The sequence below is a fragment of the Olivibacter sp. SDN3 genome, assembly GCF_014334135.1.
GTDB lineage: Bacteria > Bacteroidota > Bacteroidia > Sphingobacteriales > Sphingobacteriaceae > Olivibacter.
Map to the genome: position 1 here is coordinate 2,395,697 of NZ_CP060497.1, position 23,590 is coordinate 2,419,286.

Annotated in this window: 24 protein-coding genes; 9 read left to right on the plus strand and 15 right to left on the minus strand. The window is 40.8% G+C overall.

The features are described from left to right. Positions 1-10: 10 nt before the first annotated feature. Entirely contained in the window at positions 11-2,194 is a 2,184-nt protein-coding gene (locus H8S90_RS09840; protein ID WP_187342370.1) for a TonB-dependent receptor domain-containing protein, read from the plus strand. A gap of 442 nt (positions 2,195-2,636) precedes the next feature. Beyond that, on the plus strand, positions 2,637-3,635 hold the full coding sequence (gene gap, locus H8S90_RS09845) for a type I glyceraldehyde-3-phosphate dehydrogenase (protein WP_187342371.1): 999 nt from the start codon (positions 2,637-2,639) through the stop codon (positions 3,633-3,635). Here gap and H8S90_RS09850 read toward each other — a convergent pair. The 8 genes from H8S90_RS09850 to H8S90_RS09885 all read right to left on the minus strand — a co-directional run bounded on the left by H8S90_RS09850 (position 3,630) and on the right by H8S90_RS09885 (position 10,795). Further along, a complete protein-coding gene (locus H8S90_RS09850; protein ID WP_255501890.1) occupies positions 3,630-4,613 on the minus strand; it encodes a GlxA family transcriptional regulator in 984 nt (327 codons plus the stop codon). The two genes, gap and H8S90_RS09850, sit on opposite strands and share 6 nt — an antisense overlap. 412 nt (positions 4,614-5,025) lie before the next feature. Next, positions 5,026-5,871 (minus strand): aldo/keto reductase, encoded by an 846-nt coding sequence (locus H8S90_RS09855; protein ID WP_187342373.1) that lies wholly within the window; start codon positions 5,869-5,871, stop codon positions 5,026-5,028. Positions 5,872-5,931: 60 nt separating this feature from the next. Then, entirely contained in the window at positions 5,932-6,735 is an 804-nt protein-coding gene (locus H8S90_RS09860) for a putative quinol monooxygenase (protein ID WP_187342374.1), read from the minus strand. A gap of 44 nt (positions 6,736-6,779) precedes the next feature. After that, positions 6,780-7,352: a TetR/AcrR family transcriptional regulator gene (locus H8S90_RS09865; protein WP_187342375.1), complete on the minus strand. Its 573-nt coding sequence runs from the start codon at positions 7,350-7,352 to the stop codon at positions 6,780-6,782. 301 nt (positions 7,353-7,653) lie between these two features. After that, a complete protein-coding gene (locus H8S90_RS09870) occupies positions 7,654-7,926 on the minus strand; it encodes a hypothetical protein (RefSeq protein WP_187342376.1) in 273 nt (90 codons plus the stop codon). Next, the gene (locus tag H8S90_RS09875) at positions 7,926-10,289 is read right to left on the minus strand and encodes a GH92 family glycosyl hydrolase (RefSeq protein ID WP_187342377.1); all 2,364 of its coding nucleotides are present in this window, start codon (positions 10,287-10,289) and stop codon (positions 7,926-7,928) included. The genes H8S90_RS09870 and H8S90_RS09875 overlap by 1 nt, the downstream gene beginning before the upstream one ends. A gap of 11 nt (positions 10,290-10,300) precedes the next feature. Then, complete coding sequence (locus H8S90_RS09880) at positions 10,301-10,555, minus strand: hypothetical protein (RefSeq protein ID WP_187342378.1); 255 nt, start codon at positions 10,553-10,555, stop codon at positions 10,301-10,303. A gap of 27 nt (positions 10,556-10,582) precedes the next feature. Continuing rightward, a complete protein-coding gene (locus tag H8S90_RS09885; protein WP_187342379.1) occupies positions 10,583-10,795 on the minus strand; it encodes a hypothetical protein in 213 nt (70 codons plus the stop codon). 602 nt (positions 10,796-11,397) lie between these two features. Here H8S90_RS09885 and H8S90_RS09890 point away from each other — a divergent pair. After that, a complete protein-coding gene (locus H8S90_RS09890) occupies positions 11,398-12,309 on the plus strand; it encodes an EamA family transporter (RefSeq protein WP_187342380.1) in 912 nt (303 codons plus the stop codon). Positions 12,310-12,526: 217 nt separating this feature from the next. Beyond that, positions 12,527-12,754: a hypothetical protein gene (locus tag H8S90_RS09895; RefSeq protein ID WP_187342381.1), complete on the plus strand. Its 228-nt coding sequence runs from the start codon at positions 12,527-12,529 to the stop codon at positions 12,752-12,754. Positions 12,755-13,197: 443 nt separating this feature from the next. On the opposite strand, the gene H8S90_RS09900 is transcribed toward H8S90_RS09895, so the two are convergent. After that, positions 13,198-13,824, minus strand: coding sequence for a CGNR zinc finger domain-containing protein (locus H8S90_RS09900; protein ID WP_187342382.1), 627 nt, complete (start codon positions 13,822-13,824; stop codon positions 13,198-13,200). Between the two features lie 203 nt (positions 13,825-14,027). Between H8S90_RS09900 and H8S90_RS09905 the strand changes: the two genes are divergently transcribed. Beyond that, on the plus strand, positions 14,028-14,975 hold the full coding sequence (locus H8S90_RS09905; RefSeq protein WP_187342383.1) for an EamA family transporter: 948 nt from the start codon (positions 14,028-14,030) through the stop codon (positions 14,973-14,975). 64 nt (positions 14,976-15,039) lie between these two features. Here H8S90_RS09905 and H8S90_RS09910 read toward each other — a convergent pair whose 3' ends face one another. Together H8S90_RS09910 and H8S90_RS09915 are read right to left on the minus strand one after the other, a co-directional pair. Then, positions 15,040-15,408, minus strand: a complete 369-nt coding sequence (locus H8S90_RS09910; protein ID WP_187342384.1) for an ABC transporter permease — start codon at positions 15,406-15,408, stop codon at positions 15,040-15,042. Positions 15,409-15,425: 17 nt separating this feature from the next. Beyond that, positions 15,426-16,556 carry a peroxiredoxin gene (locus H8S90_RS09915; protein WP_187342385.1) on the minus strand — a complete coding sequence of 377 codons (1,131 nt, stop codon included), beginning with the start codon at positions 16,554-16,556 and terminating at the stop codon, positions 15,426-15,428. 356 nt (positions 16,557-16,912) lie between these two features. On the opposite strand from H8S90_RS09915, the gene H8S90_RS09920 reads away from it, so the two are divergent. Both H8S90_RS09920 and H8S90_RS09925 read left to right on the plus strand, forming a co-directional pair. Continuing rightward, positions 16,913-17,491: a zeta toxin family protein gene (locus H8S90_RS09920; RefSeq protein ID WP_187342386.1), complete on the plus strand. Its 579-nt coding sequence runs from the start codon at positions 16,913-16,915 to the stop codon at positions 17,489-17,491. Continuing rightward, complete coding sequence (locus H8S90_RS09925; protein ID WP_187342387.1) at positions 17,478-17,669, plus strand: hypothetical protein; 192 nt, start codon at positions 17,478-17,480, stop codon at positions 17,667-17,669. Before H8S90_RS09920 ends, H8S90_RS09925 begins: the two co-directional genes overlap by 14 nt. Positions 17,670-17,958: 289 nt before the next feature. On the opposite strand, the gene H8S90_RS09930 is transcribed toward H8S90_RS09925, so the two are convergent. The 4 genes from H8S90_RS09930 to H8S90_RS09945 all read right to left on the minus strand — a co-directional run bounded on the left by H8S90_RS09930 (position 17,959) and on the right by H8S90_RS09945 (position 22,619). After that, a complete protein-coding gene (locus tag H8S90_RS09930) occupies positions 17,959-19,371 on the minus strand; it encodes a phosphatase PAP2 family protein (protein WP_187342388.1) in 1,413 nt (470 codons plus the stop codon). A gap of 153 nt (positions 19,372-19,524) precedes the next feature. Then, positions 19,525-20,307, minus strand: a complete 783-nt coding sequence (locus H8S90_RS09935) for a hypothetical protein (protein WP_187342389.1) — start codon at positions 20,305-20,307, stop codon at positions 19,525-19,527. 75 nt (positions 20,308-20,382) lie between these two features. Next, complete coding sequence (locus H8S90_RS09940) at positions 20,383-20,979, minus strand: outer membrane beta-barrel protein (RefSeq protein WP_187342390.1); 597 nt, start codon at positions 20,977-20,979, stop codon at positions 20,383-20,385. A 632-nt stretch (positions 20,980-21,611) separates the two neighbouring features. Continuing rightward, positions 21,612-22,619, minus strand: a complete 1,008-nt coding sequence (locus H8S90_RS09945; RefSeq protein ID WP_187342391.1) for an AraC family transcriptional regulator — start codon at positions 22,617-22,619, stop codon at positions 21,612-21,614. Between the two features lie 130 nt (positions 22,620-22,749). On the opposite strand from H8S90_RS09945, the gene H8S90_RS09950 reads away from it, so the two are divergent. After that, a complete protein-coding gene (locus tag H8S90_RS09950) occupies positions 22,750-23,118 on the plus strand; it encodes a hypothetical protein (RefSeq protein WP_187342392.1) in 369 nt (122 codons plus the stop codon). 3 nt (positions 23,119-23,121) lie between these two features. Continuing rightward, positions 23,122-23,520, plus strand: a complete 399-nt coding sequence (locus tag H8S90_RS09955; protein ID WP_187342393.1) for a nuclear transport factor 2 family protein — start codon at positions 23,122-23,124, stop codon at positions 23,518-23,520. The last annotated feature ends 70 nt before the right edge of the window (positions 23,521-23,590 follow it).

The window sequence follows — 23,590 nt, forward strand, 5'->3', positions numbered from 1 at the left end:
TATTTTTATAATGAAAAAACTCACAGTGTTGGTGGCAGCACTGCTTTATGCTACCGTCATATATTCCCAGAATAATACATTTAGGGCCGTCATCAAAGACGGCAAAACAAACATATCGTTGTCGAGGGCTTCGGCGCAAGTATTGGGGTCCTTCATTGGGGCATCTTCCGATTCCTTGGGAGCGGTTACCCTCCACAATATCCCGTCGGGCAAGCATATCATCGAATTCCGCTTCATAGGGTATGATATCCGCAGGGATACCCTTATATTCCCGTTGACACAGACTGCACCCCTGGAGATTGGCCTAGAGCTAGCAGGAGATGGAGATGAGTTAGAAGAGGTGGTCGTTTCAGCTACCCGGAGCAGCCGTACCATCGATAACATCCCTACCCGTGTGGAGGTCATCGCGGGTGAGGAACTGGATGAGAAGGGTAATATGAAACCCGGCGACATCCGGATGCTGCTTGCCGAAAGCACCGGCATCCAGACTCAGCAAACTTCGGCAACCAGTGCAAACGCCAGTATCCGTATCCAGGGGCTTGACGGTAAATACACGCAAATGATCCGTGACGGCCTTCCATTATATTCCGGCTTTTCGGGAGGGCTGGGACTGTTACAGATCGCACCCTTAGACCTGCAGCAGGTGGAGGTGATCAAAGGATCATCTTCTACCCTGTATGGGGGCGGTGCTATTGCAGGTCTAGTTAACCTGGTTTCCAAAAAGCCAACCGAGGAACGCCAGTTTGACTTCCTGCTGAATGGAACTTCTGCTTTAGGGATCGACGTCAGTGCTTTCTATGCGCAAAAGTTTAGAGGTGTGGGTACCACGGTATATGCAGCCTACAATGGTGGTATTGCCTATGACCCGGCAGATATCGGCCTGACCGCTATCCCACAATTCGACCGGTTCACGCTTAACCCGAAGCTCTTTGTCTATTTCAATGACAATACTACTCTGACAGCGGGAATAAATGCCACTACTGAAAAACGTATAGGTGGTGATATGCAATATATCAAGGGAAATGGTAGCAGCGAGCACTCTTATTTTGAGGAGAATAAAACCGGCCGCTACAGCACCCAACTCGAACTCGAGCACCGTTTGAATGACAATGCAAAGCTGGTATTTAAGAACAGCGTCAGCTATTATAACCGTTCCATCGGTCTGCCGGCTTATCGCTTTTCCGGCGACCAGGTTTCCACGTTTACCGAGGCAAGCTACTCCCGTAATGGAGAACAGGCAGAATGGGTGGTTGGCGCTAATTTCTTGACCGATATATTCGATGAAGACCAGACTACCGGTACGACGGCACGCAATTACAACTATACCACCGTCGGCGCTTTCATCCAGAATACTTGGAATACTACCAGAAAATTCAGTATAGAGTCCGGAATTAGGGGGGATTACCACGATGAATTCGGATTCTTTTTTCTGCCCAGGATTTCTGCTTTATGGAAGATCGATGAACAGTTTTCCACCCGCTTGGGGAGCGGTTTGGGGTATAAAGCGCCAACGGTCTTCACAGAAGATGCAGAACGCGTACAATTTCGCGGCGTGCTTCCCCTAGATGTAGACAATACGAAGGCAGAGCAATCTAACGGTGCGAACTATGATATCAACTATCGTACATCACTTTTTGATGAAAAGATTGGTTTCAGCATTAACCATATGTTCTTTTATACCCGTATCAACAACCCGGTGCTGCTGACCCAGACCACCGGGAAAAATTACCAATACGTACAGCCTGAGGGTAATTTTAATACAAAGGGTATGGAGACGAACATCAAGCTCACCTATGACGACTTCAAACTGTTCGTGGGTTACACTTATGCTGACGTCAACCAGCATATAGGCAACACCACGACAACCTATCCGCTGGTATCCAGGCACAGGCTCAATCATGTGCTGATGTATGAAATTGAGGAGAAATGGAAGGTGGGAGCAGAGGCGTATTACTTCAGTCCCCAGCAATTGAACGATGGCGCGACCGGCAAAAGTTATTGGACGGCTGGCCTGATGTTAGAGCGGATATGGGAGAGATTTTCGTTATTTATCAATTTCGAGAATTTCACGGACACTCGCCAGACTAAGTTTGGCCCCATCTATTCGGGATCCATTACCAACCCGGTATTCGGGGATATTTATGCACCGGTAGATGGCTTTGTAATCAATGGCGGCATCAAGCTGCGCCTTTAGTATTATGCAAAGTGGCTGTCTCAAAAGTAACAATTGGGGCAGCTCTTTGACCCTCTTTTGCCGTGGCACTGGGTAGCAGGAAACTATTACGTGGTAAGGTCACCAAAGCCGGGGCATTAAACCTATTCTACAAAAATGGGAGAGGTTTCGTTTGGGTTTCGCAGAGCACCTGTTCCATTTTCGCATCCGCGTTTCCCGTCCAGCAGCTGCTTGCGGACGAACTTGAGTTCCTCGATTTTCAAGTCTATAAGCAGGATTTTTTTGTCAATTTTATACACCGCGACAATGAATCCGTTTACAGGACGCGTTTCATAAACAGCTGGATAAGTTAAAGCAAAAAATTCATGTTATAAAAAAACATCTGTCTTAAATTGAATGAATGTTGTCATTTAAGACTATTCTGTTACTTATTATCTTTGATGAAATATAAAAATAATCAGAAATGTTAAAAGTTGCAATAAACGGATTTGGGAGGATTGGAAGAATGACCTTCCGAAAATTATTTGATCAGGATAGTGTTAAGATCGTAGCTGTTAATGATTTAAGCACGCCTGAAATGTTGGCCTACTTGTTAAAGTATGACTCTGTACACGGTGTATTTCCGCATTCGGTTAGTTCTGGTACGAAGGAGTTGATCATTAATGAACAGAAAATCAATGTATATGCTGAACGAAATCCCGATCGTCTTCCATGGGAAAAACTGGATATTGACGTAGTGCTCGAGTGTACAGGAATATTTGAATCCAAAGAAAAGAGCTCATTACATTTAGCGGCCGGTGCAAAAAAGGTGATTATATCAGCACCTTCAGACAATGATGTCAAAACAGTAGTATTTAACGTTAATCATCATATATTAAGGGGTGATGATAGGATTATAAGTGCGGCATCGTGTACTACCAATTGTCTTGCTCCACTTGCCAAAATTTTAAATGATCATTTTATGATTGTATCTGGGCAGATGAATACCATTCACGCTTACACCAATTCTCAGCCCTTGATGGACGTATCGGATAAAAAAAATGGATTTCGGAAATCTAGAGCCGCTGTAGACAATATCATTCCGTTTACAACAGGAGCAGCTAAGGCCATTGGACTTGTTGTTCCGGAATTAAATGGAAAGCTAGATGGATCATCTCAAAGGGTTCCAGTACATTCGGGCTCATTGGTAGAGTTATATACAGTTTTGGAGCGAGTGACTTCCTTGGAAGAAATTAACAACGTTATGAGCAGTGCAGCGAACGAGTCTTTTGGTTACAGTGAAGCTCCCATTGTATCGCAAGACATTATTGGAACAAGTTATGGTTCTATATTTGACGCCACACAGACAAAAATAGTCGGAAGTGGCAACCAGCAATTGATAAAAACCGCTGCATGGTATGACAACGAGATGTCATTCGTCTCACAGATGGTCAGAACGATGCGGTATTTCGGAACTTTATAGCTTTACACCAAAATTTTTTCTATAGATACCCGGGCTGGTAGCCAGGTGGCGCAAAAATAGTCTCCGTAAGCCATTAGCGTTTACCAGCCCACACTCTTGTGCGATCTGATCTAAGCTTAAATTGCTTTCTTCCAGACGTCGCCGAGCAGCTTCAACTCTTACTTTTTCTACATATTTCGCTGGGGAGATACCTGTTTCTTTAGTGAACACCCGCGAAAAATTTCTGCTACTCATAGATAATCTGTCTGCCATCGCCTCTACGGATAGATCTTCACTTAAATGCTCCTGAATAAATTGAACAATCTGGTTTATAGGTAAATTATCGGTTGACTGAATCATGAGTATAGTGCTAAACTGGGACTGGCTTCCAGGTCTCTTTAGGTATAAAACTAATATTCTAGCTATTTTCATGGCCACATTCCTGCCTAAATCCTCCTCTACCAATCCTAGAGTCAGGTCAATTCCCGTGGAGATGCCAGCAGATGTATAAAAATTTCCATCTTTTATAAATATAGGATCTCTTTCAACTTTTATCTCGGGAAATTGAAAGGCCATTTGATCGCATAGCATCCAATGTGTGGTTGCTTTCCGACCATTCAAAAGCCCTGTTTCAGCGAGAATAAAAGCTCCTGCACAAACCGACGCTATTCTTGTTTTGGAATTCTCTTTCACAATAGCTCTTAAGTAATCTAAAATATTCTGAGGGATATTTTGATTGTATATTCCTCGACCTGCAATGATAACAGTGTCTATTGAATAAAAAATACTCGAAAACCCTCCTTCGCATATAACAGGCATTCCACATGAGGTTTGAACAACAGAAGAGTTATCCATTGATATTAGATGTGTAATGTAGAAAGTCCTGCTTTGTTCATTAGTAGATTGTATATAATCATTTGTCTTTGACAAAACTTCCAAAGGCCCTGCAATGTCTAATATTGAAGTTTGTGGAGGTATTAATATTACAATGTGTTTCATGCATATAAGGTAAAAAAAATAATGCATTTTAAAATGTCTTAAAAAAATAAAAAGTTCAAAATAAGACAATATATTCATTTAATAATATTTAAACCTATTGACACTAAATGATGATGTCGTTTAGCAAAAAAATCGAGTTTGATGCCTATAATGCGGGATATGCAAAGGTAATATAATGGCCTTATCCATTAATCTGGCTATTGAAGATCATTTTCAACTGAGGCGAGCAGAATTTCTAGATGTCGATCGCGTATAAACATTTCGTCATTGAGCGAATTGACAAATGCAATATCACGTTCCTTGAATTTGAAGGTTTTAGCGAACTCGCTAAAACCTTTATTATCTAAACTCCATAGCTTCCTAAGAGGCCATGGAGTTTTACAAATGCGACGATGCTTTAAATTCAGTTTCGTTAAAATGTCAGCTTTGTCAGCCATTCAGCAGTTTCGGGATCACGATGGTCAAAGAATACACTATTGCCCGTATCTAACGTCGCTATGGCATCCATATCATCCTTGCTCAGCTCAAAATCCCAAACACTATAGTTTTCCAGCATCCTCTCTTTACGCACCGATTTTGGGATCACGGCAATCCCTCTTTGGATAAGCCAGCGCAAGGTAATCTGTGCAACGGATCTATTGTGTTTCCGACCAATAGAAGAGATCACTTCGTTGTTGAAGAAGTCATTTTTACCTTCAGCAAATGAGGCCCAGGACTGCGTCAGTATATTGTTCTTCTTCAACAACTCGTGCTCGTCAGCTCTTTGGTAGAAAGGATTTATTTCTATCTGATTCACTGCCGGAACGATCTCGTTATGTGCGATCAGATCTACCACCCTGTCCGAGAAGAAGTTGCTGATGCCAATGGCGCGAATCTTCCCGTCTTTGTACAGGTCTTCCATCGCACGCCACGAACCGTAATAATCTCCCAAAGCCTGATGGATGAGATATAGATCCAAATACTCCAACTGCAATTCCTTTAAGGACCTTTCGAAGGCAGTTTTGGTTTTTTGATAACCGGAGTCCTGTACCCAAAGTTTCGTGGTGACAAACAGTTCTTCCCTTACTACGCCACTTTTTTTGATGGCGTTGCCGACCGCAGATTCGTTCAGGTAAAACGAGGCTGTATCTATAAGACGGTAACCTGATTTTATGGCTGTTAAAACGGTTTGTTCGCATTGGTCAAGATCTGCTATCTGAAAAACGCCCAAACCTAATAGGGGCATTTCTACGCCATTGTTTAATTTAATTTTTTGCATGTTATTTATTTAAATTATTATATGAAAGATGTTCAAATGGGTTTTACTGATCGCCGCTATTTACCGGGATATATCTTTTACTATCCAACGGGTACCCATTGGGTTGGATATAAAAAGGCCTTCTGTGGCTGCATTCAGCTGGCTGATATGATCCAGTTTTAACTGTGTTTCATGGTTAGCTACACTTTCCCAGCCTTCCATCAAAACAAATTTGTTAGGATCATCTGCATATTGATAAAGATTAAATTCCAGGTTCCCTCGAGTTTTCCTGGATAGAGGAGCTACCTTGGCCATGGCGTTGATAAAGGATCGTCTCTTTTCCGACCTGACTTCAAACAGCACGATCACGTAACGTGTTGTTTCCGGCTTATCGGAAAATATTGGGATCGCCGCAGGAATTTCGTCTAACTCTTTAAGTTCGATAGACCTCGCTTCGCCTTCTAAAGATTTTTGAATAACCGTTATGGCATCTTTAAAGTAGTTCTGCTCTTTGTGAGAATTATGAGCCTCTTTATCTTTAAATCGTTCAAACCATATGGGTTGAAGCTTCCCGTTTTCAGGTTGGAATAAACTGAAAGACATGTTCCCCGATTCCCTTCTTGAGTTGATTATATTGTTCTGTACTGCCTGAATAAAGTCATTCCATTTGTCTTTTTTGATAGGACCAAAAAAACCTAATTCCTGGAAGGTTTTTGATTTTGTGGCAGCAGGTATCGAATCCTTTTTCGTCATATTATTATTTTGATCTGCGGTTCCGTTGCAGCCCAATAATAGGAGAACACCTAATGCAACCACGAACATTAAGTTTCCTATTAAATGGGCTCCAAAAGCCGTGTTATTGTTTAGTTTTTGTGGTATGATCATGATTTATTTTAAACCTATCGTTTCAATATAAGGCAAAAAAATTATTAGGGTATTGATTCTATTAAAATATCAGTAGTTTGTTTGGTTAGTTTTCTATCAGCGAATAATATATGTGTATTATAGATCGATACGAGGCCCGATACTAAAAAGTGTGCCAGTGCCAAAGGATCTTTATCTGACTGTAGTGTTCCGTTTTCTTTTGCCTGCTTCAATAATTTTTCGAAAAGACCCACTGCTTTTAATGTCTGCTTTGTAAGAAGTTTGCTTACTTCTTTATCGGTAGGCGCCAGTTCAAAAACAGAATTAGTGAACAGGCAATTATTATCCTGTAATGCGGATTCAAATACAGAATAGATGATGTTTTTTACCGCTTCCAATGGTTCTTCACTTTTTTTTGCCGCCTGGCTGTATTGCTTATCTTTCTTTTGTATATAATTGGTCAGGGATTTTAAGAACAAATCATGCTTATTGCCATAGGCAAGATATAAACTGCTTCGGTTGATCTGCATAGCATCCACCAGATCATTCATGGTAGTTGCATTATAACCTTTCTTCCAAAAGATATCTCTAGCTGTTTTCAGCTTTTTATCGTAATCAAATTCTTTGTTCCTCGGCATACATTACAAATGTATATATTAAACCTAACGTTTCAAAATAATTATCAGAAACTATTGTAATAGTTATAGATCTAAAGCCCTTCGATTTTCAAATGATAACTACATCACGTACTCACAAACCATACTTTGTCATTTGTTATTTTTTGTTGTCATTGCTCGAAATTGATGATACAAAATTGGGCTTTACCGTCCGGTCTTATGTAACCAATACCTAGTCTGTTGTAGTTAAATCTCTCATGATATCGATTGTAACGGCATAAACCCGAGCTGGTCGGGTATCAGATATTGGCGGGGTTCTTAATTATTGTTTATTAACCCGATAAAGAAATAATACCCTTTCGGTTTGCCTGGAGGGATAGTTTTCAAGAAACAGCCCGGCATACTCCGGCACCCGGTATTTTGTCCACACGTTGCTGTACATGGTACCTGCGCGGTCCAGATACAGCGTTGCCGTATCCGTTTGCCGGCCGGGACAAAATTTACCCGCTAATAATAATATACAGCAGCAGATCACCTTAATAGTCTTTTTAACGGCGTTGTCCGTCATCTGATATCTTAATTTGTTGACGTTCATTATAACTCGCTCGGCGGCGGTGTTTCTATCCCCCATTCTTCATTGGGTCCGGCACCCATACCCAGCTCCAGTACACCCCCTTCCCGTATCTGTTCATGGTACAGCCAGGCATTTTTCAGCTCTTTCCCATTGAAGGTTGCCGATTGGATATATACGTTGTCCGGTGAGTTGTCGATCGTTCTAACGGTCAACGTCTTTCCGCCGGGAAGCGCGATAACGGCTTCGTCAAAAACAGGGCTGCCGATCTGTACCGTTGGCTTTAGATCGGTGAGGCCCTTTACATCAAACAGCCCCAGTGCCGACATCACGTACCAGGAACCGAGCTGTCCCTGATCTTCATCCTGTCCGTAACCATAGCCGTGAATGGGTTCAACACCATAGAATTCGTTACATATGGCCCTCGTCCACTTTTGGGTCAGCCACGGTTTTGCCGAGTAGTTGAAAAGCCAGCTGACATGGAGGTTGGGCTGGTTGCCATGGTTGTAGGGGGAGTGGATCCCCGCAAAGGCATCTATTTCCTTTCCTCCGCCAAAACCACCTTTCCGGGCTTCGGTAAAGATACTGTCCAGCCGTTCGTTGAACCGGTCCTGCCCGGCATTAGCTATTAATTTTGCCGGGTTATGCGGCACGTAATAGGTGTACTGTACCGCATTTCCCTCCTGAAAACCTCTCCAGGGTTCGGTAGGTTTGAAATTTTCAATAAAATTGCCCTTTATATCCCTCGGCCTGATCAGCTTTGTGGAAGGGTCCCACAGTTTTTCCCAACCTCCGGCATAACCTATCAGTTCTTTATAGTCGCTTTCCCTTCCCAGTGCGCTGGCGAATTGCGCTGCCGCAAAAGCGCTGAAGCTGTACTCCATGGTATGCGAAGCTGAAAAATATGCACCGCTGGTGTCCGTAATGTTTTCTTCCAGAAAAGGCACATAACCTTTGTTGATAAATGCCCGTACGTCCTGCTTACCGGAACCGTCCGGTCGGCTCTCCGTACTCAGTTCGTTCGCTCTCACCGCCCGGTAAGCGAGATCGGTGTCAAAATTCCGGATGCCCGCCTGGTAGGCCCCCGCAATTGCCAGTCCCACAAAATTGGTACCTACACCCGAGGTAAACTGGCTGTTGGAGATACCGTCACCGAACCATCCGCGATGTTTATACATCTCCAGCTGCGTATTGACGTAATCGTTATACCGCTCCGGATAGGCAAGTGCCCAAAGCTGGGTAAGGTTCCAGAAAGCCCCCCAGATGGCATCCGTATTGTAAAAATTATAGGCCGGTTTCCCTTCTTCGGACAGGGGGATCTGTCCCGCTGTACCGTCATGTAACGGAAAGGCACCGTTTACATCATTGGCAACGCCCCTGCCCAGCAGGGCATGGTAGAGACCGGTATAGAATTTGATCCGGTCCTGCTCCCTTCCGCCTGACACCTGTATCTTTGCCAGCTCGTCCCGCCAGGATTCCTGCGCCCGTTGTTTTGCCTGATCAAACGAAAGTGCGGCCGCTTCCTTTTGGAAATTTTCCCTCGCATTCGCGATAGAAGTGTAGGACAGCCCGACCTTCATCTCCAGCACTTCGTCTGCCGCTGTTTTGTACTCCAGTGATAGGCCCGCCCCAACGCCCCCGGCCTCCCTGCTTTCCCGGTGAATACCTTCCCTGTTAAAGGCATTGGTGCCTAGCGGTGCCCTGTTCAACTCCCCCCAAATGTACATCGTGATCTCTCCCCCGGGATCGTACGTTTCCACATACTTGGGGTAGGTGCTTACAGATCCTTCGAAATGGGTATCATCGATCATGCGGACCTGTGCATCTTTTACCTCGCCACTTTCGCCCTGTTCGTTGCCTACATCCAAAATGATACGGGATTGGCTACTTTCCGGAAAGGTATAGCGGTGAAACCCCACGCGGGCAGTGGCGGTGAGTTCCGCCTTTACGCCGTAATCATCCAGTACCACGCTGTAATAGCCCGGTTCGGCAATTTCCGTTTTTCTGTTGAACGCAGAACGGTAACCTGTTTCGGGCTGCTGCAGACTACCTGGCACCACCTTCAGCTCTCCGGTAGCGGGGATAGCCGATACGCCGCCTATCTGCCATTCATGGAAATGTACAAACCCGGCGATGGATTGGTGCCTGATGTCGTAGCCGACAGCCTCCCAGCCGGATGGGTTGCCCTCGTGACCGTTGGTGGAAGGGGCCAGCTTTGCCATACCGTGCGGCACAGCTGCCGGCGTATAAAAGAACCACCTGCTGTGCGCCGTGCCGATACCGGGTTCTACATACTGTAGCGGATCAAATGTTTTCTCTGAACAGGAAGCTAATATTCCCCCGATCAGTATAGCTGTAAAAACAGAAAATAATTTTCTACTTGTCATGGAATTGATCTTTAAGGTTCTTGCTTAAATTTTGCTATTAATGCATAAATCTCCACCATACAGTTCTGGTTGATGATCCATACCCCCCTTCCGGGATTATTTCCGCTCCAGTCTTCCAAATCGCCCAGAGACGTGATAAGTACAGCATCCAGTGTTTCCTGTTCAGGTTGAAATGGAAGACGCTTTCGTTTCGGGCAATAACCTGTAGACCACAACAAGCGCTGCCAGGCAGAAAAATGCAAATACTCAGATGGCAAACATGCCACACCATGGTTCCCATTATAAAGAGATAATCATAAGACCCAATTTACGTCCATATAGACAATTTTATTGTTAATAATGGCATTTACCAGCGTATCAAAACCTCTATGGATATTGTTTGAGCCAAGACTATGAGAAGGGCTGATTTCATAAGTATTATTTTCTATATAGGCCGTATCTTGAACAGTTTCGTAGTTTTCCGTACTTGACATATGGCGCTTACTGTAAGAATCAGTCGTACTCATTTAATGATTATCTAAGTTTATAAATACAAATACAAACATATATATGTATATACATATATACAAATATTTTCCTGAATTTATTGCTGTTTCGAGATAGATACAAATAAAAAGATATATTAATGTCTCATTAACAAATTATTGATACGAAAATTACAATGAAAAACATGTACATACATTTAGATAAAGAAGTTCTTTCACCACATTATATTGAAAAGGACCAATAGGTCTAATATATTTTTTAGTGCTTTAAATATAGATTTCGCGTAAGTTGGTTTTTCGACAATTTTGGTAGAAATAACAGCCAAATAATTGTTCGTTGCTTCTCCATCTTTAAGTCCGCTAGCTTAGGCAGTCATTCATTTTAACCCACTGATGTTGCGTTTTCCGATATGCTTGTTTTAGAACGGCATATCCTGCATTGCTAGAGGCTCCGAACATAGTAATCCTTTTTAGTGCATCCTCCATATATTTATCCGATATTTTTTCATAGTCGTTTTTATAGAGGCCGCCGAAATTGAAGAAAATGGAGTATATTAGCCTAGAACAAAGACAGTATTTTGGAACCACAGACTGTCAGATCAAGTAGTGGCTATTACATCTTAATGAAATATTATCTATCTGCCGTATTGGGCTTTGCTATTTGGGGTACTTTTGCATTGGTATTAAAGCCTTTAAGTGCTTATGCCGCTCTGGATATTCTTATCCATCGTGTAATCTTTGCCGCGATCAGCATCGTTTTAGCCTGTTTTATTTTCAGAAGGAAACAAACCTCTGCCAGTATCCATTATCTCAGAACAACGTCGAGGAAAGAAAGGATGAACTTGATGGTGAACATACTCTTTAGCGCCGTTATGCTCGCATTGAATTGGTTCCTGTTTATTTACGTGATGAATGCGGTCAGTGTCAATGCCACTTCTTTGGCCTATCTGATCTGTCCCATCGTAGCCACGGTTCTGGCAAGCCTTTTCTTACATGAAAAACTGAATAAAGGGCAATGGTTTGCAGTATTGTTAAGCTTGGTTAGTTGCATCATCCTAGCGTACGGCCATTTTATGGACCTGGTTTACAGCATGGTGATTGCTGTTTCGTATGCAATTTACATAGTGCTCCAGAAGAATACGTTTAAGATGGATAAATTTTTCACATTGACCATCCACGTCGTCGTAAGCACCATCCTGTTGCTCCCAATATTAACGGTTATTGATACCGCTGTTCCGAAAACAATAACGTTCTATAGCTTTGTTGCGATCATTGCTGTGGGTTACACCATTATTCCACTGTTCCTCAATATTTTTGCCTTAAAAGGATTGGATTCTTCCGTTGTCGGCACCTTGCTATACTTAAATCCCATTATCAGTTTCTTATTGGCAGTTCTTTATTATAAAGAGCCCGTCAATACGGTACAGATCATCGCCTTTGGAATGATTTTTACGGCTGTCGTGATTTTCAACCTCGCCTATCTGTATAGAAGGAAAAGCAATACCACGTTAAAGTACGCTGAAAATAAGCTTTGAGTAACAGGCACAGCAATGGGTAATCCGCTATATATCCTCTCATAGGGGGGCGTTCATTCCAATACGCTTCATTTCGCTCTCGAAGCAGAAAATGAAGCAAATGAACCGATAGGCGGTCTGTTAAAAGTTTACCTTATGAAACTTATTGCCCTGAAAAATGTTATGTTCTTGATTACAAGAAAGCGGTATAGAAAGGAACATTCACGTAGAACATAAGATGAAGAAAAATCATTATTTAACAAGTAAGATTAGGAGCGCAGCTGTTGGACAGGCTGCTGCTGGTCGTCTGGCGGTTGGAGCATTAGCTGTTGGAGCGATGGCTGTTGGGGTTCTGGCAATAGGAGCGCTTACTGTCGGTGTACTACGAATCGGAAAAGGCAAATTCGGAAAGCTGCACATCAATGAGCTGGAAGTCGACCGGTTGATAGTGAAAGATCAGATATAACCGCCATGATATGGCAGTAGAAATGCTTGAAAAAGGCTAGAAAATCAGTCTTGTTTTTTTTAAGATTTCCTTCTAGTCTGCATTTAAAGGGCATACAAAATATTGGCAAGCGTATTATGATTTTTGAAGAAGGCGGGATGGCGTTTTAAAACCAAACAGGTTGTTTATTCGCCAGAAGATACCGATAGTTATGTAGGATATGCGTTATGTTTTCATTCAGATTTCATCCGGAACTACCCTTTAGGAAACGCCTGACCATTCTTCCACTCGACAAACATAGGGGGTACGCTAAATAATAAGCAAAGAAATGGATGAAGTTGAAATATATTAGTTTAATACGGCCATTGCCCAATCATCCGGTAGAGGGCGGGTATAATAATAGTAGCTTAAAAAGGAGTTGCTGTTCCTTAACTTTACAATATCAATTCCCGGAATGCTGAATGTCAGGTTTTTTTCAGTTTTTTTCTCTGGTAGTATCGTTTTGACTTCTCTAGACTTCCACACGCCTGCATATCACACCATTTTCTCCGATGATTTTTAGTCTCATCAATAAACAGCCACTCGCATGCCCTACATTTTTTAATGTATTGTTGGTCTCTGTTAACCAGCAAATCGTGTGCTGACAATAAAAATGCCCACAATGGTTGCCAAAGGTCTACCCTGTCTTTTTTCCAATCCCTTTTTAGCTGAGACCCTTCGATAAAAAAAGATTGATTTGAATATGCTCGCGAAATATATCCGTTAAATGCTTTAAGAATCTCCTGATTAAGCTTATCCAGCATGCCTGTTGCGAGAGCGGTAAATACCTTGAAAAATACCTGTCTCACTTCACGTGCCACGGTTAAGACCCGTTCGCCTTCTTCAATATGGGTTGTAGAAAGTATTCTCAAGGCCCCTATTTTTTCCTTATCTAACAGCGATAACCTTTCAGAAAGCGTAAGTAGATCGCTGTAATCGCGCAGTCTTTCCACTATCGTGTCCTTTTCAGTGTCAAAACCGGAGTTAACGAAATCGAGACAGGCTATTCCTCCGTCAAGAGGCATGTTCTCTATAGTCTTTGCTGTTGGCATAGGATAAACTTAGATAATTTTCATTTTATATGCAATTTAATCGCGTTGTATATAAAATCATATTTGTCGATCTCTCCTCTGCTATTGAGAGCTTATTTTATAGAGGAAATATACGAAAAAACATAACCGGCTAAACCGGTTTTAAAGGTTGTTATCTTTTATAATTTTACTACCTTTAAAATAAATTTTAACAGTAATAAACTATGGTCAACAAAAAAGGTTACAATCGCATTACCATGATCTTGGCGTTCATAGCCATTTATTTTGTTTGGGGGACGACGTATCTCGCCAATTTATTTGGCCTTGAAAGTATGGAGCCATTTGTACTTTCTTCTTTGAGGTATCTCGTCGCTGGTTTATTATTGCTTACCTGGGTAATTGGCAAAAGGCTTATCTGGCCTGATCTATATGGGATAAAAGTCTTGTCTGTAAGCGGAGTCCTTATGCTGGTCGGTGGCTCTGGGCTGGTAGTGTTTGCCGAACAATATATTAATTCAGGTTATGCTGCAGTAGTCGTGGCGTCAGAGCCATTTTGGTTCGTGTTGTTGGATAAAAAACACTGGAAATTCTATTTTAACAACCGCAACATACTTGTGGGGCTTTTCTCGGGTTTTTCCGGCATTGTTTTGTTCTCCTATTTTTCGCCGGAATCCGGAATTGCCGGAACTGCTGATAAATTGGTCGGAACCACTATTTTACTGGTCAGTGCCGTTTTATGGGTAGTGGGAACGTTATACGCAAATAAAAGAATGAGAACTGGAACCTCTAATATAACGAATTCTGCAATACAACTATTGGCGGCCGGTACATTTTCGGCGTTGATTGCTTTTTGCCTTGGCGAATGGAACCGTTTTACAGTCCATGATATAAGCCTGAAGGCCTGGTCCGGATTGATCTTCTTGATATTTATGGGTTCAATGGTGGCATATATGGCTTTTACCTGGTTGGTTACCATACAGCCGCCCGCGGTCGTGAGCACGCATACTTATGTCAACCCGATGGTCGCCGTTTTTATTGGATGGTTGATAGCTGATGAACGGATCGTTCCCCATCAGATCTATGCCTTCGTGCTGGTTTTAGGAGGCGTTCTGCTTACGCAGATAGAAAGGAAAATTAGTTTGAATCCAAATCAGATTAAAGAAATCACGTAGATAAAAATTCCTTTGCCAACTTGCGGTCAATTAAAATATACAGCCTTCAGGAAATAGCTCCATATTACCTTTTGCTCCTCATACTACTCATCCCGGAGAGATAGGCTGCGGGATAAACTCCTGCAAGTAGCCCTACCCTAATAGCTGAAAGTAGAATAGCTGGAAACAGCCATACGCTTGTCCATGGAAATACCAGTTGCTTGCCAGCGAGCGGGTTGAAAAACGGCAGGAGCAGCCAAGCCATCAATACGCCGAGCACGATAGACAGTAAACTGTACAGCATGGATTCGGCAGGGAATTGCATCATCAAACTACGGCGGTAGGAGCCAAGGACTTTACGCAACTCCACTTCCCTGGCACGGCTGGCTGATTTGACGGTAGATAGGTTGATGAAATTTATGCAAGCAATCAACAGGATAAACCCGGCGTGCATCCAAAAGGCGGTGCTGATTAATCTGCCGCGGTGATGGTATCTAGTTTTTGGTTCAGCTCCTCTCCGCGTAAATTTCTTCCGATAATCCTTCCTTCCCGGTCGAGTAGAAAATTATCTGGCACCGATGTAACAAGTAGTTTTTTTGCAATAGCACTATTCCATAGATTCTGCAATTCCGAAACATGTGTCCAAGGCAACCCATCTTCTCTGATTGCGTTTATCCAGTCCTCCTGTTTCTGATCAAACGAAACCGCTAGAATCTCGAAGCCTTTCGATTTATACTCATTATAACTTTTAACAAGATTCGGGTTTTCGCGTCTACATGGCGTACACCAGCTGGCCCAGAATTCTACCAGTACGTACTTGCCCTTATAGTTGGAAAGACTGACGCTGTTACCTGCCGTGTCAGCCAAAGAGAAATCCTCTAACTGCTCCCCCAATTGCACTGATAGTTGTTTCCTGAGAAGCTCTTGTAAAACTTGGCCCTTCTTTGTTGCCTTGACTTCAGGCGTTAGCTTATTATATAAGCGCTCCCCACGTGCATAAAACGAAGGGTCGTTTCGTATATAACCGTGCAGTAAGCTTGCTGCAAAAAATGTATTCGGATGCGTATCAATAAATTGAATATTCATTTCATCACGTTCTCTCGCCAATGAGTCGTATACGCGGCGATCCTCTTCGGTATAAGCGTTCGATCTGATTTTTTTGTCCAACGAAGCCAGTTGAGTACTGAGTGGCTCCGCTTTAAGGCGGAGTTCCTCACTTAATCGCTGCGTTTCCGAGTTCCGAACTATCTGTTTGTCAAAACCACGAAGGCCCTCAAAATAGATTTCTTTATCCGGCTCCACCCAAAAAGAATAGCACCGCCAGTTGCCCAGGTAGTTTTTATCATAGATATTGTCTATAGAAAGCGATATGGTCGTTGGTTCAGTGATGTATCCGCTCAAAATGAAATGCCCGTTTTCATCCAAATTAACGGTGTCATAAACCAGACTATCGGGATTATAGCGGTAATCTACATAATAAGATGCGCCCGGAACAGTATCTATCGAACCTACCACCTTAAACGGTTTGGCATCTTGTGCCTTAGTGGTCTTAGGGTTGAAAAATAAGAGAAAAGCTGATAAGAGCAAAAGATATTTTATCATGGCTTTGTCGTTTAGAGCATCTTGTTAGATAGTCATGCCTATCGACAAGAGAATAACCGGGGTTTATACATATCGATGAGCAAACTCAGTCAGGCGGAGAATCTCCTGTGCATGATTTGCAAACCGAATCACAATTGTCAGTCAATGCTAATATAATAAAATCGGGATATCGTGTCAAGCTCATCAAGCATTTATTCACCTTTGATTTAGTAAAATCAAATTATCGAAGATCACCTTTTTTCTTAGTATTAAAATTCCTCCATTTTATAATCAAAAATTACACAGAAATTCCTATCTTACTCTAGTAAATGATCTAAACAAAAGCTTATAACACTTTAGGATCGAACCATCTTGTAATGCCAAATTTATATATAATAGCAGGTTGTAATGGTGCTGGCAAAACAACAGCTAGCTACACCGTTTTACCCGAAATCTTGAATTGTAAAGAATTCGTAAATGCCGATATAATTGCGGCTGGGATATCTCCCTTTAATGTAGAGAGTGTTGCTTTGGAAGCAGGTAGAATTATGCTTAATCGAATTAATGAGCTAATTGAAGAACGAGTCGATTTTGCATTTGAGACAACCCTGGCTACCCGTAGTTATGTTTCATTGATTCGCAATGCGAGAGACAGAGGTTTTAATGTCATTTTACTTTTTTTCTGGCTGGACTCTCCAGAACAAGCCCAAAAACGTGTAGCAAAAAGAGTTGCAAGCGGGGGACATCACATTCCTGATGATATAGTAGCTAGACGATACAAGAGGGGTGTTGTCAATTTATTTGAATTGTATATACCCATATGCGATGAATGGATGGTTTTTGTTAATATGGATGTAAGCCCTGAATTGATTGCAAAGTCTGATTCACTTGGAAAAGAAATTTATAATACCGAACTTTGGGAAAGGATAGAAAGACAAGGCCATGATAAATATTGATTCAGCCTCAAAGGAATCGCCATTAAGTGCTCGTGTTCTCTTAGGACTTCGAAAGGCTATGCGTAAATTGGTAGAGGAAACTGCAGCGACAGGGGGCAGTCTTGTTGTGAAGAAGGATGGTGTAATCAAAGAAGTGCCTGCCAAAGAATTGCTCGGAACGTTGCCTAAAGAAGAATAAAACAATTAAAATTAATAGATACTTAACCCATTTTTTTAAAGCTGTTAATTTCTGATCAAAACAATCAATTTTTCTTTTTTTGCCATCGCCATTCTATCTATAATTACCATTGATCTTCTACCGCCTAGCGAAAAGGGTTTCTCTTCTTTAGATTTTTCGGGTCGATACCCGAATTTATAAAGCATAGTATAGGAGCTAATGTAAATTTCTACGCTGCTTTTTTCTAGAACAGGGATATGACATATATTCAGCCATTCGAAGAAAACAAACATTACGAGGGGCTCACCGTTTAGAAAAATGCTGTTAACTTTAAGCCTGCCGTTATGTAATTCATATTATTCTTTTCCTTGAATGTTTGTACTGCCGAAGGTTCTGGGTCGGGATCCTCAAAATCTTCAGCTATGGTATAGGTAAAGATTGGCTTCAAATGATGGTAATCGGCATAGGCAGTAACTCCTAATTCAGTATTCAACATCCGTGTAAGAGCAAGCCCGCCATTCATCTTAAAAGCGCGCGCTGGCTTATAAGTTAGTAAGTCAACCTCATCATTAAGTATATTGTCATCATCGTCTTCGTATTTAAATGAAATTTTTCCCGTAGCGCCAGTAGCTATCCCTGCACCAAGTTTCGCTTGTACGAGCCAATCGGAGGTGATTTCGTAGGTGTAATGTGGACCTATTGTGAAGTTCAAGACACCAACAGATTGTGTTACAATTGATGAGGATGAAGAACCAATATCTGGATCTGAAAAAGTTGTCTCACTCGTACTTATCGGGAAACTTGCAAATGAGAAATCACCGCCCAAACCCCAACTCTTAGTAAAATAATAGGCGCCGTCTAAGCCAGCCTCAAAACCAGCTTTCGATCGAATTCCAATATCAAGGTTTTCAACCAGATTTCGAATAGAAGAGGCAAAACCAACTTTTAAAGATAGATACGAAGGCTTATTTAGCGGGTTGTCAAAACGAAAATCACCTGGGCGATCACCCTGGTTCTTATAAAATTTGTTCACAAAAAAATAACCCAGTTGCGTAGATAATATGCCAATACCAGCCCCTGCCAACACATCGGAAATCCAATGCCTATTGTTAAGCCCCCGTCCAATCCCCGTAAAGGTACTCATAGAGTATCCTGCGATACTATACATGGGGCTGATATGGCCAAATTCCCTGTGCATAAAAGTAGCGTTCATAAAAGCATTAGACGTATGTCCCGAAGGAAAAGAGTTTGCACGTGAGCCATCTGGCCTCTCTACTTTGGCGGTGTACTTAACTGAGTTTACAATAACAGCCATGATTGCGGCACTCGCAGCATAAGAGATGGTAGCACGCCCCAGCTTGTTACGACCTTCTACACCCGAAAGGTTTAAGGCGTAAACACTTGCTGCCGGCACATACTGCATGTAATCATCATAATGATGTGCGAAAGTAGGAATGTACCGATTACGAACTTCTCTGATTTTCTCTCTACCGCTCCAAGTTGCTGCACTAGCCGCGAAGAAAATAGCCGGAGCGAGCCCAATTCTTACCGCGTCTTTTTCAAAGAAAGACTGTTTAACTCTTTTTAGTGTTAAACTGTCTTCACGTTGAAATAACGTACTTTTTTGGGATAAGGTTTGTGCCGTTAAATTAGCGTATGTAACTAATAAATAGATAAAAACAGCTGTTAAGTTAAGAACTAAGTGTGTAAAGCTTGTTTTCATAATAGTGTTTTTAGCATTATATTTAAAGAGCGATGAAAATAAACAGAAAAAACCTGAAGGTGTCAATGCTTCTGCGGCAGATAGCTATCAGGTAAAGTATACGTAATATAGTAGAACGTGTTTGTCGCGTCTAATTGAATGTTAGTTATATGCTCATTTTGAAGGGTGCTTTAATGATAAAAAATAATTGTCGTACAATTCCCTGATGTTCTTTATATCGGTAAAGTCTGGTTTGATAATCCCCGCTGACGGGTTGTCAAGATCTTGTATTGTATAAAGAATAATATAGCTCATCACCGCAAAAATAATAGCCGAAATATGCATTTTGGTATGCAACATTCCACGCAGGAAGCCCAACAAAAAGCCAATAAGTAGAGAAAAAAGTATTAAAATAAAAAGAATTAGGGTAGGAGTGTTTCGATGATATGAATAGAGTAACCTGTAATAGATGTGTTCCATCTCTTCGAGCGCATTTATCAATTCAGAAACATTTTGTTTTTTTCCCGGATGCCTTGCAATATAATCTACTAAGAAGCGATCAAAGCTGTGGTCTAATGTTTCTATTTCTCTTACGGTTTCTCGCACTTCGGCGTTCGATCTCTGTACAGCGTTTAGCTGCATATCAAAAATACAGGACATGTAGTTGTAAAGTTCTACTTGTAATTCGTGATCGTATAACTTACTTTTCCGTAATATTAAGGCTAATTTATCCGCGGTATCATGGATATATCCGGTACGTTCTTTGGCGTTATTTCCAGCCTGTACCAATGAAAATGAAATCAATAATGAGTAGAATCCTACAAGTCCATTTTCGATCCCAAGTGGCGTCCATTTAGGTCTTGTTGGAAAAACATAATCAGCTACTTTCTTGCCGATACCTAAACTGGCAATTAACAATACAGGATAAACAATTATGTGAAAAATAAGGCCTAACATGGAATTGATAAGGTTATATCGAGATCAAGAGCATGGGCAGCCTGCTCATCCCGCTTGTATAGTAACGATAAATAACTACTTAATCCTATATGCCAACACGAGATTAGCAATGCCTTTATAGCCATAACCAACGTTTAAAGAGATACTAAACGGATTTCCATAGCTAATGCCTATGGCATCCAGCTGATATGCAAAATCGGTGGTTTTGTCCTTTTCAATAATTACATCGTCTTTTGTGGAACTCCGAGCGTGCGCAACACCGGCACCAATACCCGAATGCAATCTAAAGTTTTTATGATTAATGTAATTATATTTGAGTTCAGCTAATACCGCATAAGTATTAGTAGATATGCTGCCCGCCTTAGTGGATTCCATCAAAAGATCTTTGCTGGAATTCTCATAAACAAAACTTCCACCAAACTCCAGTTTTTCAGTTACGTAAGCTCTATATCCTCCGAAAATTGCGCCTGTATATTTAGAATCAGCCACATTATACGCGCCTCCAGTAGCGGTTGTTATGATAATATCCGCAATGACGTCGTCTATTGAATTAGCTGTCGCAACTCCATATCCTAGATAGAAACTGGCACCATCTTGAGCAAAACCATTTCGCGTAATACAGGCAAATAAAAATAAGGTAGCTACAAATAATTTGATAGAAAAATTCTTCATAATAATTGGTTAATAATTGTTTTTAAGGGGTATTGTTTAAATTTATAATCAATAATATTTAAAATATAACTGATTTTCTTAAAAATTGTTTTGCTATTTCATGTTGTTTATTCTCATACACTTCTGTCTGAAAAACAAGTAGCACAACTATTATAGAAATTGCTCCAAAAATTACTCCTTTCACGCCAAAAGTACTGTGATCGGAAGTGCCTCACATATCATAAACGTGATGGCCCTCACCTATATATGATGCTAGGCAACCAAAAACTCGGGTATAACCTAGGCTTTGCCAGCTAAAATAATAGAAGATTTCTCAAAGTATAAATTTTTTACACGAATGGTCACCCTCCTTACACAGAAAATATTTTGCCGAAACAAACAGTAATAAAATCTGCCTATTGTTTCATATATATCCATCCTATGAACTACATGTTTTCTTGTTGAACAATATTTTAATAGTTCTGCGGATACAGGTCTTTAAGATTTTTATGGTTTATGGATATGATGTTTTCCAATGTCTATTTCAACTACTGAAAAGGATTTATCGGAATTATAACAAAAAATGTCTTCCACTTTTTTGTTATAATTCCTTATTCGCTAAACCGATTATATGCAGACAGGTTTTCGCTTGGCTATTTATACTTGTGTCGGTATTCAGATGGCGTTTTTCCTGTCCATTTTTTAAATGCTCGAACAAACCCGCTTGGTTCCGCGTAACCCAAAATTGACGAAATTTCTTTTATAGACGAAGTACTGTTTTGAATGTAATGAATCGCCAACGACTTTCGCACTTCTTCTACTATTTGAAGATAAGACACGCCCTCTTCTTTGAGTTTTCGTTGAAGTGTACGCACACTTAAGTTGAAATTTCCGGCTACGGATTCAATAGAAAGTGAGTATAGGTAAGAGTTTGCAATCAGAAAATTAAAAATCTTTTTTGAAAAACCGCCATTTAACGATGTTGGATTTTGTAGTTTATTGATTTGTTCAATTAACAGATTTTGAATTTCATAATTGGCGGTTATGATTTTTGTTTTCAGGTAGTCTTTTTTGAACTCTAAAGAATAGTTATCATTTTTCTTCGTTGAGCATTTTAAAATGTTTTGGTATTCTCTGTCGTAAATCTTTTTATAAGTTAACAGACTAGCTTTTATCGGTTTCGGATTTTCAAGTACCAACCCTTTTAATTCATATAGTGTAAAAGTAATCAAAAAATCACCCATTTGATTTCGAGCGGTAGGAAAGTTGTCAAATCCATCATTTTTTTGGAAAGTAATTGTAAATGTTTTTGTTTTTTCCTCAATCTGAATCGTGTAAAAGTCCGTAATCAAATGAACAAGTGAACACGCGTGTTGCAAAGCTTCTTTAACGGTATTGCTTGTTTGAATAATCTGACCAATTGTATTCAGGGCCGCAATTTGCATTGTCGCTCCAAAATGTAATCCTATCAGTTCATCGCCTGAAAGCTGAACAATGTTTTTCCATACATTCTCCAGTTGTTGATTGGTAAGGTTGAACTTTGTTTTGGTATTTAATTCACGAAGCGAAATGCCCGATAACGATGTTATTCTTTGAGGATCTATATTTCTTTCTCCGCAAAATAGCAGCAATGCCTGCAAAAAAGTTCGCCTGTAATTCATGGCGTAAAAGTACAGAAATGTTTTGTTGCCTTGCAATAGATTGACGTAAAATACCAATACAGTGTCGTATTAAGATAACAGTAAAAGGTCAACTTAAAGATAACTTTGTTGAAAATAAAAAGCTAAGGTTATGACACTAAAAAAAGTTCTGCTGATAAATGCTATCAGCTCAGGAGTTACAGGAATTCAGTTGGCACTAATGCCAAATTTTTTTGCAAACCTGTTTAAGGTGAGTTATGTCGTTCCATTTGTGGAAGTCGGGATTTTTCTGATATTATTTTCATTATTTGTACTGGCAACTGCTTTTAAAAACCCTAATCAAAAAAGCTGGACGAAACTCATTATCGGAATGGATATAACCTGGGTAATTGCAAGTATTATTGCTGTCATCCTATTGTTTCAGTTGATCAGCATAGTTGGTTCTGTTATCATTCTTGCAGTTGCAGGTTGGGTAGGGTTAATGGCGTACTTGCAAAACAGAGGTTTACAAAATATTTAAGATATGGTCAGTCCAAAAATAATGGCAGATGTTTTCCTTAAACACCTTCAGGATAGAGATTTAGAGAGCCTTGTAAATTTGTTCTCTGATGAAATAGAATGGCAGATTCCCGGAAACACAGACGACATAAAATGGTTAGGAACAAGAAGTTCTAGGATTGAAGTGAAAGAATTTTTCGAATTACTTTGGTCAGCGACAGAACCTGTTTCTGCTGAAGTGTATAAAATTTTTATTGACAAATCTGACGTTGTTATTACGGGAGCATTTGTTACAAAAATGTTGGAAACAAACAAAACTGTAAGTTCAATTTTCTTTATTCATTTTGTTGTGGAGGATAGTAGAATTGTCAAATACACATTGTTGGAAGATAGTTATGCTGTTTCAAAGTCTTTATTGAAATAACTATTCCTGAAGGCATTATAACTGTCTTTTCTTTGCTTTAAAGAAGCTTCAATTGTGTAAATATCAAACG